This window comes from Lautropia dentalis (assembly GCF_003892345.1).
In the GTDB taxonomy this organism is placed as follows: Bacteria; Pseudomonadota; Gammaproteobacteria; order Burkholderiales; family Burkholderiaceae_E; genus Lautropia; species Lautropia dentalis.
The window spans coordinates 1,155,614-1,169,171 of record NZ_RRUE01000002.1 but is presented as its reverse complement, the minus strand read 5'-3'; the positions used below and the strand labels follow the sequence as shown (position 1 = coordinate 1,169,171).

Annotated in this window: 8 protein-coding genes; 2 read left to right on the top strand and 6 right to left on the bottom strand. The window is 63.1% G+C overall.

Annotated elements, in window-relative coordinates:
• Nucleotides 1-862: 862 nt before the first annotated feature.
• From EHV23_RS12670 to EHV23_RS12645, 6 genes are all read right to left on the bottom strand, one after another.
• Nucleotides 863-2,020 carry an OmpA family protein gene (locus EHV23_RS12670; protein WP_125096393.1) on the bottom strand — a complete coding sequence of 386 codons (1,158 nt, stop codon included), beginning with the start codon at nt 2,018-2,020 and terminating at the stop codon, nt 863-865.
• 325 nt (nt 2,021-2,345) lie between these two features.
• Nucleotides 2,346-4,508, bottom strand: coding sequence for a galactose oxidase-like domain-containing protein (locus tag EHV23_RS12665; RefSeq protein ID WP_125096392.1), 2,163 nt, complete (start codon nt 4,506-4,508; stop codon nt 2,346-2,348).
• Nucleotides 4,509-5,254: 746 nt separating this feature from the next.
• Nucleotides 5,255-6,958 carry a GMC oxidoreductase gene (locus EHV23_RS12660; protein WP_125096391.1) on the bottom strand — a complete coding sequence of 568 codons (1,704 nt, stop codon included), beginning with the start codon at nt 6,956-6,958 and terminating at the stop codon, nt 5,255-5,257.
• Between the two features lie 207 nt (nt 6,959-7,165).
• Nucleotides 7,166-7,930: an HAD family hydrolase gene (locus EHV23_RS12655; RefSeq protein WP_125096390.1), complete on the bottom strand. Its 765-nt coding sequence runs from the start codon at nt 7,928-7,930 to the stop codon at nt 7,166-7,168.
• 89 nt (nt 7,931-8,019) lie between these two features.
• Nucleotides 8,020-9,159, bottom strand: coding sequence for a DUF1972 domain-containing protein (locus EHV23_RS12650; RefSeq protein WP_203228996.1), 1,140 nt, complete (start codon nt 9,157-9,159; stop codon nt 8,020-8,022).
• Nucleotides 9,156-10,382 (bottom strand): glycosyltransferase family 4 protein, encoded by a 1,227-nt coding sequence (locus EHV23_RS12645; RefSeq protein WP_125096389.1) that lies wholly within the window; start codon nt 10,380-10,382, stop codon nt 9,156-9,158. Before EHV23_RS12645 ends, EHV23_RS12650 begins: the two co-directional genes overlap by 4 nt.
• A gap of 489 nt (nt 10,383-10,871) precedes the next feature.
• Here EHV23_RS12645 and EHV23_RS12640 point away from each other — a divergent pair, with 489 nt between their 5' ends.
• Both EHV23_RS12640 and EHV23_RS12635 read left to right on the top strand, forming a co-directional pair.
• Nucleotides 10,872-11,918, top strand: a complete 1,047-nt coding sequence (locus EHV23_RS12640) for a hypothetical protein (RefSeq protein ID WP_125096388.1) — start codon at nt 10,872-10,874, stop codon at nt 11,916-11,918.
• A gap of 425 nt (nt 11,919-12,343) precedes the next feature.
• On the top strand, nt 12,344-13,498 hold the full coding sequence (locus EHV23_RS12635) for a glycosyltransferase family 2 protein (RefSeq protein ID WP_125096387.1): 1,155 nt from the start codon (nt 12,344-12,346) through the stop codon (nt 13,496-13,498).
• The last annotated feature ends 60 nt before the right edge of the window (nt 13,499-13,558 follow it).

Below are 13,558 nucleotides of genomic sequence, written 5' to 3'. Positions count from 1 at the left end.
GTCGATAGCAGAGCACGGCGCCCCCAGCATGACGAAGGTCCTGCGATGGCGCAGGGGGGTCTGCCCCCACGCCTACCCCACACACCTACCCCACACACCTACCCCACACGCCTGTACCTGTTGCCTGCCGCCCGTTGCCAGCACAATCATGCATGCAATTCCTGCTGTACACCCATACCCGCTGCATACCCACCTGTTTCATATCCATACTGACCAAAATTATTCAGACATTAATATTCACATCGTAATGACCCACCTGTTTTCAGCGGGTTTTGCACATTTTTCCCAAATGGATGCGCCTGATCGTGTATTCGACTTCACAGGGCTTGACGTTCTTGATAAAAGTCAACCAAATATCACGGCCAACCTTTTTATAATCCCTGAACGCTGCAGTCGGGTTTGGAACCAGGCATTCAGCCATGTTCCCAGCCGTGCCTTTCCTGCCTCCGGGGCTTTCTGGCTTCAGGAGGGGTATCCGGCACCTGTCCCCCGCAGCCCGCTTTACTGTTACCCTGTATCCCTGTCAGCACCCATTCATCACCGTAAGGTGCACGGGGTCTGCTCACCTTCCCAATACTGGCGAGCCCTGCAGGCGATGCATCGGGTGCAAAAACACGACCGGACCACCTTCCCGTGTGATCCGGTCACCAAATAAAACAACAATAATTATCTTCCCGGCGATTGGCGTCCGCGTTCCTTTCGGTTCGCGGACGTATTTTTTTGTGCTGCGAGAACGCTCCTGCCCTGGCCAGAGCGTTCCAGTCATGCCATGCCATCCACACGTTCCCTGGAGCGGCAAACAAAACCGGGCAAATGCAAAGTGCCCACCTGTCGATGGCAGGGTTTTGCTGGATAGTCCTGGTCAGGGGCGCCGCGCACCTTCCAGTTCGATGGTCACACGACGATCCGGTTGCAGGCATTGCACCGTGTTTTCCAGCCCCTCGCCCTGGCGTCGGCAGCCCGACGAGAAATCTTCGGTGGCGCCACGGGCCTCCACACTCATCGGGACATTCACCCCCAGACGCTGCAGCTCGTTGCGCACCGTCACGGCGCGACGCATGGACAGGCGCTCGTTGTAGGCACGGCTGCCCAGACGATCGGTATGGCCCACCAGTTTCAGACTGTCCACCCGGACGTACTGACCGTTCAGCATATCCACGAACGCCTGCAGCCGCGGCCGGTCTTCCGGCAGAATGTCGGCTGCGCCCGAACGGTCGAAGCGGAAGCGGACATCCACCTCGGCCTTCATCTGCACAGGCGCATCAGGGGCCTCCGCAGGTACCGGTTTCTGCACGGGCGCAGCCGGCTGGGCCACGCACTGTTCGGCCATTTTTCCGGCTTCTTCGGTCAGGTCTTCGGCAATCTGGATATAGGGACTGGCATGACGCCAACCGCCCTGGCGAATCTCGTTGCCCGCATGCACCAGCTCGACTTCCGCACAGGCCAGGCGCGCTGCGGCGCACTGCATGCCCGCCGTGTCGGCACGCAGCCGGTCGTGGCGCTGCCACAGGTCGTCGCGCAGGCGACGGGCATCGTTGACCAGCGGCGTTTCGCTCACATCCGGCATCTCTCCCGCCTCCAGGCGCTCGATGATGCCCTGGGCCTGCGCCAGGGCAGCCCGCGGGAAGCCGCTCCGGTCATTGCGGGTGTATTCGTGGAAGCTCACATCCAGCCAGCACTGGGCCTTGGCCAGCGCATAATTGCCGATGCGGATACCACGCTCGGCATTCAGCCTTGCAATGCGCGCCTGGGTGTCGCGATAGATGCCCTGGTCACGGGCGATTTCTGCATCTTCCCGCTGCTGAAAAGGCGTGTACGATGCGGCCGGGCCGCCATCAACCGGCCTCGCACCAGCACCAGTATCAGTACCCAGAGCAACCTCGCCATCCATCGGCATGCCAGCCTGCATCAGGCCGGTATTCTGTGATGCACTCTCCTGCACCGATGGTGACGTGGCACAGCCGCCCAGCATGAGGGACAGCAACAGGGCGACGGGCGCGCAAGGACGGCGAAGCTTCATGATGAGTCGGACGGCGAGGCTTCAGGGAAAACGGGGCATACCCCCGACCCTGCCGGCCCGTCCAGATTCCTGTGGTTGGGTTGATCTCTGCCGCTACGTTAAGACACCCACCACGCCACGCCGTACGCCCCCCGACAGATGGCGCCCGCCACCCGACACCGCAACACGTCGCGATGTGAAATCAAGACACCAGGCTTACGCCCTTCTGGAACCAGACGAACGCAGGGCGGGCACCAGGGAAGAATCCCGGTACCCGCCCTACTGCCCTGACCTGCCGCTGCAGGACCGGCCCGTCTTCAGGACCGGCCCCACCGGGGCAGCTGCATCACTTCGGTGCAACCACCGACGGGTTGATGCGGATCATGCGCGACTTCGACGGCACGCCGGCCTTGTTGAAGGCAAACACGTGGTAGAAGCCCGGAGGCGTCTGGAATTTGTTGGCCGGCAGCTCGATGTCCAGGCCGTTGCCGTTGACGCGGAACTTCACTTCCGAGTAGCGCTGGTCCATGTCGAACGAGTGCGTGACTGCGCCCGTCTTGATCAGCGTGACGCGGGAAATGTCAGCCGCGTCGGCCGTCGGGATGTGGATGGTGGAAGCCGGTTCGGCCACCATCGCCACATCACCCTCGCCCTGCAGCACCGGACGCTTGGCACGCGTACCGTCGGCATTGAACAGGTACGGCGGGTAGTAGATCTGGGCGTTCAGGTTATCGACCGGCCCCGGCTGGCCACCGCCCGAGGACAGGATGGTGGCGTCGGGCAGCAGCAGCGTGACGCTGTGGTAGAGACGCTTCTCGTTGAAGCGGGCACCCGGCGAGAACTTGCGGGTATCGGGGTTGAAGATCAGCGACTCGTAGTTGATCTCGCCCGCTTCCTGGTTGATTGGCTCTTCCACATCGTTGAGCAGGTTCTCGGTAGAACCGCCCGACACCAGCACGTTGCCATCGGCCATAATGGTGGCATTGCTCCACACGTAGGGCTTGGTCAGCGGCGGCAGGTCGATCAGCTTCGGCTTGTCACCGTTGATGTCGATCAGCGTGACCGGTGCCTGCTGGGCGCTGGGGTTGACCCCGCCGAACTGGAAGATCAGGCCCGGACGGACCATGGCAGCCGTCGAGGTGGCCTGCCAGGCACGCCAGTATTCCCAGTCTTCCGTGCCATCCTCACGGATGCGCGGGAAGTCCCAGTGGGCGCCGTGCATCTTCACCGAGCCCTTGCCGTTGTTGCCATACGGGTCGATCTCGTACATGAAGTGCGGGTCGAAACCGAAGATCTTGCCGTTGGGCGCGACGAAGTTGCGCGGGTAGTTGTTCTCGAACATGTTGCCCGTCTGGCCGTTGGGCAGCTTGTACTGCGCTTCCGTATTGATGTCCAGCGCACGGAAGGTGCCATCGGTCTTGCGCAGCTCGGGGTGACGTTCTCCGTCGGTACCGCCCTGGATATACACCTCACCGGTGGGCAGCGTGGTGGCGGTGCCGTACCAGCGCGGCAGCGTCATCTTGTTGCGGTCCAGGGACAGCGTACCGCTGACCGGGTCGAACAGGTTGACATCCTTGTTGCCCTTGTTTGTGGCGCGGCCATCCTTGAGCAGGTCACCGCCCAGGATCAGCATGCGGCCGTCCTGCAGCAGGATCTGGGCCGAGCAGAACAGGAAGGTGTCGGTCTGGCTGGGCAGCATCATGTGGGCGTCGTCACCCGTACCCAGCGTCGGATCCCACACGTCGTAGCTGAACCTGCTGCCCGGATTCTTCGTGTAGTCGGTGCCGTAGGTCAGCACGCGGCCGTCGGCCGTCAGCGCGGCGTGAATGGCCACCAGCGGCCAGTTCACGGTGGGCGACCACACACCTTTGGTTTTGTATTCGGACTGGGCGGCCGGTGTTTTGGTGGCGTTGCCGGCATCGGCCGCGGCGGGGGGCTGGGTGGTGCCATTGTTGGCGGTCGGCACTTCCGGCGTCACCGGTTTGGCCGGCGGCGTAACCGGAGGGACCACCGGGGTGGCAACCGTGCCACCATTGGCCGGCGCGGTGCCGGCACCATTGCCCGTCGTATCACCCGCGGCCGGGCGGGTATTGCCAGCATTGCCATTGCCGGCGTTGCCGCCATTCGTGTTGCCAGCCCCGTTGCTGGTGGTGTTGCCTGCACCGTTGCCGGCACTGGTCGTCGGCGTACTGGAACCCGTATTGCCGTTTGCGGAGGATCCGCTCGTGCTGCCGTTGGCCGGGGTGTTGCCCGTGCCACTGGCAGCCGTGTTGCCCGTTTTGTCGCCTGTGGCATTGCCCGGTACAGACGGCGTTGTACTTGTACCGGCAGCAGCATTGTTGCCGGCAATGCTCGTGTTGCCATCGGCCGGCTTGACGGTGTTGCCCTGGTTACCCGTGGCCGTGGGGCCAACGGCAGGTGCAGAGGAATCGCCTCCGCCACCACAGGCGGCAAGCACGGTCAGCACGGCAAGCGAGGCGAGCTTGAAGGAAGGCGTTGATACTCTCATGACGGTCAATCCCAGATGAAGGACGTACGCAGGGGCCCTGCCCGCCCGGGCGGCACCCTCTGCCACGAACAATCGCAACCCGCAGCCCGTTCACCTTCGAGGCGATGAATGGCCGTTTGTTGCGAACCAGCGGTAGCCGTCATGTTCCCCGATGTCTTTCTTTCTGACGCGGCACAATCTCACAGACTCGCCACATCGACGCGTGACATTGTTGTCCGACGAAACATTTCGTGCACCGGCCTTCATGTCAAAACATCCCAGGTGCCCGCGCTCCAGGTGATGCAGCGTTTCCGGCTCATGTACCTGCGTCCCAGGGCACTGCACCGTTCACGACTCATGGACCTGCGTCCCGGACACTGCGCCGCTCCCGGCTCATGCGCCAGCGTCCCAAACGCTGCATCACCCCCGGTTTTGCACCAACATCCCAGCGCTGCACCGATCCCGGCTCGCGCACCAGCATCCCAACGCTACACTGTCCCAGGCTCACGCACCTGCGTTCCAGGCGCTACGTCGTCTTGGACACAAGAAGCAGAAGCACGAGCCACACACGCAAAAACGCGGACCGCCCCGAAGGGAAGCCCGCGTTTTTGCGGTTGATGCGCCCGGTGGTTGATGTAGCCGCCGGTTGGTGTGACCGCCGGTTGATGCATCGGCCGGCTGGTATGCCCGACGGCTAATATGTCCGGTCGCCGATGCGTCCGGCTGCATGACGGTACGACGGCATCGCACCGTCTGCCTGCAAACAATCAGGCAGCAGCCTGCTGCTCCGGCTGGGCAGGCGTCTGGGCGCCATCCGTGGTGACAGTGCTGCCGGACTTGATTTCTGCCGTCAGGCGGTCGGACAGGCGCAGGGCCAGTGCCACCAGTGTCATGGTCGGGTTGTTGGACGACGAGGTGGTGAACACCGACGAACCGGCAATGTAGAGGTTCTCCATGTCGTGAACCTTGCAGTTGCGGTCGACCACACCGTGACGCGGGGAGTCATGCATCCGGGTGGTACCCATGTGGTGATAGGTACCCTCCATGTCGGCCGGCCAGCCTGTGTCGTTGATGCGTGGCCCGAGCTTGACCTTGGCGATGTTCTTGTCTTCCAGCTCCTTGGCCAGCAGGGAGAAGGAGGTGTCGACCGTGTCCTTGACCTGCTGCCCCAGACGCCAGTCGACCTTGGCACGGCGCATGCCGAGCGCGTCGATGTCGTCGCTCAGGGTGACGCGGCTGTTCGGATCCGGATCCGGCTCGCAGATCAGTTCCATGGCCACGTGGCGCACCAGCTTGCGGGAGCCGGTGGTGTGCGCCACCGTGTAGCCCACCGAGTCGAGCGGATGCGAGAAGATGTGCCCCAGGTCCGTACCCAGCCCCACGAACGGCGACCATTTGCCACGCACACGCTGGCGCATCCGGTACAGGGCGCGAACGATGTCGGTACCCTCACCCGCATACAGCGAGCGGAACCACATCTGGGCATCCAGAATGCCGTGTTCCTTCTGGCGTTCGAAACCGACGCGCATCTGGCCGGAAATGTCGGCACCGCTGATCTTGACCTTGTCGACGATGCAATGGAACTTGATGTCGAACAGCGGGTTGAGCCTGAACTTGTCGTTGAACTCGACCACACCGTTCAGGAAACGCGGGTGATCCTGGAAGTAGCGGCCGACCAGGTCGTGGCGGTTGCCGATGCCGGTGCTCTGCTGGCGGTTGGAGGCCAGCATCAGGCGGGCGTTTTCGATACCGCCGGAGGCCAGTACGAACACCCTGGCCTGCACGGTGAAATTGCCGCCCTTCAGGGTGCGGACCTTGACGCTCTCGACCGTGCTGCCAAAGGGGTTGCACTGGATTTCGGCAACGTTGGCCTTGAGGTAGAGCTTGAGGAACTTCGCGGCCTTGATTTCGTCGCGATAGGCCTCGCCCATTTTCAGCGGGGGGCTGAACTGGGAGATGATCTCTTCGATGTTGGCCGGGTCGAACGGATAGCTGCTGGCGTTGCGTGACTGGCCGGTGGCCGGACCATGGGTGGGTTCGCCCGCCTGGCCGACCCAGTGATCGGGGCGGTACTCGTTGGACGGTACCTGCAGGATGGCGTGGGAGCGCTCGTAGAACGGGTCGAGGTCCTTGCGGCCGATGGGCCAGCCGCTGTCCTTCACCCACGGACGGTGGTCAAAGGCGATCTGGTCCCACGGACGGCAGAAGCCGCCCCAGCAGTTGCTGCTGCCGCCCAGGAAACGGCTGCGGGTACCGTCGGCGAAATCGTACGGGATACCGACGCTGGGGCCGCGGTAAAGATCGGATGTGGCCTCGTCGCGGTGGGTACCGCCACTTTCGAGCACGACCGTATCGATGCCGGCCTTTTCGAACTCGAGGCCCATGGCGATCCCGGCAATGCCGCCGCCAACGATACAAATCTGGGTTTGGATGACAGAGCCGGAAGCTACCTCATTGGCATCGATCAGCATGGATGGTTCCCCTCTAGGGACGCGGTCACGCCTGGGCGCAGACCTTTATGGCGGAAAAGGAAAGCCCCTGCCGCCCATCTCGTGCAGGCGGGCAGGTCTCTTTCGATCAGTTGGATTTCTTGGGCGCAGTATAAGCCCCACGTTCCTGTAACGCGATGCCCGTTTTGCTTCAAAGTTTGATGTACCGCACTTTTGGGGAACAAGTTCTTACTTGACCACTGATAATGGTTGCAAAATTTTGTCAATACACCACAGATCATGAAGATAATTGTGTACGAGACCTGAGCCGCTTGTTATTTTTGCAACACTTGCGCGCCCCAGTTCGGGGCGAACCAGCCATAGGGCAGACAGACCTGCCTCACAGGCGCCCTGTACGTCCAGTGCCAGGTCATCGCCAATGTGCAGGCAGGCTGCAGGCTCGACGCCCAGGACGCGGGCGGCCTCCCGGAAGATTCGGGGGTCGGGCTTGGCTGCACCAAAGGCCGGCGCACTGATGCTGGCATGGAAGTAGCGCCCCAGCGGGGTGCGGTGGATATCGGCGTTGCCGTTGGTGATGGCGGCAATGCGGTAGCGGCTGGCCCACTGCGCCAGTACCGGTTCGACATCCGGCCAGGGCGTGACCTGCTGGCGTGCGTCGAGAAAGACGGCAAACGCGGGCTCGGCAAGGGCGGGATCTTCCCGCTGGGCCGTGAGCGTCTCGCGCAGCAGCTGGGTACGCAGCCAGCTCATGTCGTGCGCGTGTTCGGGGTAGCGTCCCTTCATGTGCAGGACACTGGGGTTGGCCGCGACGACGGCCGCCGTACCGGGTGCCCTCGGGCGCAACCACTCGACCAGCTGCCCGTTGGCGTAGGCCAGTACGGGCTCGACTGGCCAGAGGGTGTCATCGAGGTCCAGGGTAATGGCCCGGATGCCCCGATACCGGAGGCTGCCCTGTATATCCTGACCCCTGCCCTGTTCGTCCGTTCCGTTCATGCACACCTCCTCCCATGGGGCCTGCAAACCGGCGCCTGCGCAACACCCCTCTGCGGCATTCCGGCCCCTGCTGCGCCGGCATGCTGGCTTTACTTCTGGTACTGCAGCAGCAGACGTTCGTAGGCGGAGAGGATCATCTCCCACTGGAACTCGGCCTCGAAGCGCTCGCGCGATGCCTTGCGCATGCTGTCGAGACGCGTGGGATCGGCCAGGATGGCGTCGAGCTGGGCTGCAAAGCCGTCGGCACCATCGAAGAAGGCCGCGCCCGGCCCGGCCACCCAGCGGTTGAAACGGTTGTCGTGGGCGATGACGGCATTGCCGGCGCCCAGCGCCTCGACCAGCGAAGGGTTGGTCCCCCCCACCTGGTGGCCGTGCACATAGGCAGCCGAATGAAAGCGCAGTGCCTGCACCACCTTCTTGTCGTAGATGGCGCCAAGGAACATGACTTCGTCACCGGCGGCTGCCTTGACGGCCTGGTGATAGGCGTTGCCCGGCTCGTATTTTCCCAGCACGGCCAGCTTCAGGCCACGCGGCTTGCGCGAGAAGCCCTGCACGATTTCGAGCAGGGAGTTTTCGGGCTCGGCCCGGGCGATGACGCTGAGGTACCTGCCCGGCTCCAGACCCAGGGCCTCGACCGGTGCGGTGTCGGCGCTGCGGACATCTTCGGCGCCATAGGGAATGACGGTGATGCGACTGGGACTGGTGCGCTGCGACAGGTGCACCTTGATTTCGGGGTGATCGGCCACCAGGTGATTGCCCAGCCAGGCGCCGGCCCATTCGTTGAGGTAGAACCAGGCCTTCGGCCCCGTACCCCACTTGGCGCGCTGCCATTCGATGCCATCCATGTTGATGACGTTGGGCAGCCCCGACAGGCGCAGCAGCGTGCAGAAGATGGCGGTGTTGTAACCCAGGGTCAGGCAGGGCTCGCCCGCCTTCTGGGCGTGACGGGTGGCGATCCAGTCGAACTGGATGGTGCCGGCCGGGCCACCGCGGTCGATGGGGATGTTGACGCGGTGCACGCCTTCCCAGTCATCTTCGTAGATGGGACCGGTACCGTCGAGCTGGCAGTAGACGGTGACCTTCCAGCCCTTCTTCACCAGATAGAGCGCCAGGTACTCGGCAAAGGTTTCGAAGCCGCCATGGGCAGCCGGAACGCCGCGGATGCCAAGGATGCGCAGGGCAGGCGATTGGGTGGCGGCAGTGCCAGCCACGGGGGATGCGTTGCTCAAAACTTGACTCCCAGCTCTCGGTAGACGGTTTCCATGCCTTCAATATACCGCGTACGGTTGAAGTTGGCGGCAACATGTTCACGTGCCTTGCGGCCCATGTCGGCAATCTGTACATCGCTGCGCGAGAACACGTCGGCCAGCACGCCGGCCAGCGCGTCGACATCGCCGCTGGGAAAGACCCAGCCGATTTCGGGCGTGATCATTTCGGGGATGCCGCCGATGTCGGCCCCCACGACGGGCTTGCCGCTGGCAAAGGCTTCCAGCACACTCATCGGGGCATTCTCGTACCACTCGGACGGCAGGACCAGGGCACGGGCGCCACGGATCTGGTTCCAGAGGTTGTCGCCCGAACAGAAGCCCAGCCATTCGATGCTGTCGGCACCGGGCATGGCCTTGAGTTCCTCTTCCAGCGGGCCGGTTCCGGCCACGCGCAGCCTGACGCCGGCCTTGGCAGCAGCCTTTGCCAGCGTGGCCACCCCCTTTTCGGGCGCCAGCCGGCCGGCAAACAGCACGTAATCGCCCGGCTCGTAGGAGGGGGTGAAGCTGCTGGCATCGACGTAGTTGGGCACGTAGGTGACCTGCCACTCGGGCCAGCCCCATTCGATGAGCTTGTTGCGGTAGAAGTGCGAAGGGGCCACCACCCGTCCGAGGTACTTCTGCCAGGTGTTCATGGTGCGCGCCAGGCCCGATTCGAGCATGACGATGGCACTGGCACCCAGCGAGTTGCGTACGCAGCGATTTTTCAGCACATTGACCACGGAACCGGTGCGGCAGCGCTCACAGACGCCCTTGTCGTTGAGCATCTTGTAGGCCGGACAGGCGATCTTGAGGTCGTGTGCGGTAATGACCGACGGGATGCCGGCTTCGTGAAGCACGGGCAGCACCGACGGCGACAGGTGGTGGTAGATACAGTGCAGGTGCGCGATGTCGGCCGGAAAGACCTTGAGCAGCTTGCGCAGCTTGTCCTGTGCTTCGAAGGAATAGATGGCCTTGGACGCCTTGACGAGCTTGTCCTTCAGGCCATGGGCGTTGCCGAACTCCAGTTCCTCGACGAAGTATTCACTCCAGGGCGACGGCATGTTCTTCGGGTGATGCATGGACATCACGGCGGTTTCCCAGCCGAGTTCCCGGAACAGGGCGTCGTGCTCGAGATAGACGACGTCGGAACCCCCACGACGGTAGTGGTAGGAGTTGAGCGACAAGAGACGAGGAGGCGTTTTCATGAGGCCGACATTCTACGGGTGGCGATGGGGTTTCGCTGTGCAATAGTGCGCCTCCGGGCGAACACGTAACGCATGATGCCCCGGGAAGTGCCTGGATGCGAGAGAAAGCGGGCAGGACGGCGCAGGCGGGCGCCGACGGCAGGCACACTTCTGCAGCAATCGTTGCGGAACTACGACACACATCGCCGAACATTTCGGCCGTTTCCTTACAGCAAATGCCAACAAAATCAACGCGCTTACTGGAAGCCTGCGTGACAATGGCTGCAAGCCGTTCATGAAGGATCGCAAATGACGTTTCAGAACTGTTACGGTTCATGAAGCCCCCCCTCCGCAACAGCTGAACGATCGTTAGCATACTCCCCATTCTGGATCTGTCCGCTGGGACTTCCAGCCATCGTGGGCATGAACAGGAACAGGTCGGCCGCCCCGGGGGCGGCGGATCCGGCAGTCTCACCCTGATGATTCTTTGAGCAGATCCCTGCTACCGCCATGAAAACCAAGATCGCATTTGTTGTGATGTCGGCCATCCACAGCCCGGAATCGGTGGCTCAGCTGGCCCGCGCCCTGGCGCCTCACACTGTCGTGGTGCATCATGATTTCAGCCAGACGCCCGACTTTCACGTGGATGAGCCGAACGTGCGCTTCGTGCCCAGCCCGAAACGAACCGGCTGGGCCATCTGGGGCTTCTCGGAAGGGATTTTCCACGCCATCCGCTACGCATACGAGAACCTCGAGTTCGACTACCTGCAGATCCTGAGCCCGACCTGTCTGCCCATCAAGCCGGTCAGCGCCCTGGAGGCCCACGTTGCCGCCAATACCAGCGACGCCGACTTCGCCTCCATCGACATGCTGGCCGACGAGGACGCGCTGATGTCGGTGTCGTACCGCGGCTTTGCGGGTGAAGAGAGCTTCCGCCACCGCCTGCTGCGCCGCATGATGGTGATGTACTTCAACAATACGCCCGAGCGGCGCGACATCGCCGGGGTGCAGCTGCGTACCGGCGGCAACCTCGACGCAGACGGCAGGCTGCGCCCGGCCGCCCGCATCGCCCGCTTCGTCACCCGGCTGCTGGTCAACCCGGTGCTGGGCGGACACGTGTTCACGAAACGCTTCTCCCCATTCTACGGTTCGACCTGGTTCGGTGCCCGCCGGCCGGTCATCGAGTGGCTGCTCAAGCGCTTCAACGACGAAGACATCCAGTCGCACTTCCCCAAACTGTGCATCGCCGACGAATTCCTCATTCCATCGATGCTGCACCAGGCCGTGGTCGAAAAAGGCTTCCGGCAGGGGCCGTTCAATCACTGCATCGCCACCTTCATCGAGGCCAACCCGGCCTGGCTGACCGATGCCGACTTCAACCTGCTGAAGGAAACACCGGCCTTCTTCGGGCGCAAGTTCCCCGATGACATCCACACGCCGATCCGTCGCCGCGTGCTGACCGAGCTGGTCGGCCTGACTCCGGACCAGGTGGTTCCACCGGAAGAACAGGCACCGGTGCCCATGGTCGAGCGCGAGCTGGTCGCACAGGCTGCCTGATACGCACCAGCCCCGCCCCCGTCCGGATCCGCCTGCCTCATCCCCCCGTTCCTGGCCCGCCTGCTTCATCATCAGGCCAACCCGCCCGTTCTGGCCAGCCCGGGCGACATGTGCCCGGCGTGTGTTGCGGGCGCTTTCGTCCCGGCACCTCATTCGGGCGTGCAGGACGGGACGCCAGGACCGCAACGGACAGCTCAAACCGTCCGTTTCCGGCCCTGTCGGGAGGCTGCACAGGGGGCAAAAATGTACGAAAAATGCGTGACAGGCCGGTGTGCTGTCACGTATCCGAAACGAAACGGCCCAGACACGCATGTTTTGTGATGATTTCATGCGCCGGCCCGCAAAAAAAGGTGACTTTCATCAAACGCTGCGGGCATCGGTAGTATCATTGGGCCGTATCGAGTGAGAGGCATCCAGCAGATTTGTTGCAAAAAGTCAACCCCTGCTGCTTCATGCTGTCCCTTTCCTCTTTCAAAGGAACCTGCGCTCTGCTCTCCATCATCGTCATCTCCCGCAATCAGGCCAACACGATCGGCATGTGCCTGGACAGCATCCAGGTTGCCACCAAACAGAGTGGCATCGAAAACTACGAGATCGTCTTCGTCGACTCCAGGTCGACGGATGGCACGCCTGATATCGTTCGTAACCATCTGGGTCACGACGTCCGGATCGTGCGTCTGACGGGGCACACCAATGCGGCCATTGCCCGCAATGCCGGTGCTGCCGTCGCGACGGGCGACGCCTTCTTCTTCATCGATGGAGACATGGAGGTCGGGCCGGACTTTCTGAGAATTGCACTGGGCCCGGATGGTTTGCCCATTCACAATGTAACCTCCGGCCAGCTGCCCGAGAAGTTCTACAGCCCCGACGGCGAGTTCCTCACCGACGGTCCCGACCGCTACAAGGTCCGGGCCGACGGCTACCGGAGCGAGCTGGGCGGCATTTCGATGATCAGCCGCAAAGCCTTCGAGAAGGTGGGCGGCTTTGCCACCGAAATGCGCGTCAACGAGGACCAGGAACTGGGTCTGCGCCTGTGCGAGGCCGGCTACGGCATCTACGGTCTGGCCACCACCATGTCCACCCATCATACGGTGGACTACTTCCAGTGGCGCCGGCTGGGCAAGATGCTGCTCGACGGCAGCATGTGCTACCCGGGGGTGGTGTTCCGCCGTCACTGGATGCACAAGAGCTACTGGCCGCTGCTGATCTCGCACCAGCGTCCGACGGCCGTGTTCGCCCTGTCCATCCTGCTGGCCATTTTCGTGAGCCCCTGGTGGCTGCTGCTGTTCTTTGGCTACGTACTGGCCAAGAACCTGCGTCGCCCCGGCGTGAGCTTCCTGCAGGATCTGGTGGGAACCGCCACGCGCAGTTCGGGCTTCCTGCTGGGGGTGCCGTTCTTCTACCCCCGGCATGTGCCCAACAGCGAAATCCACTACACGGTGGAAGAGCCGGTGCACCACGACGAGGCGCAGAAGGCCGCGCCGGAGACAGGGGCACAGTCGCAGCAGGCTTCGGAGCAGGCCTCACAGGCCGCCAATCAGTCCGGCCAGCCAGCGGCCGAATCCCGTCCGGCAGCCTGACGCAGGGGCAGCCTGTCGAAGGCCACTGACCCGTCGCTGCGCCTCAGTGGCGCCCCCGGA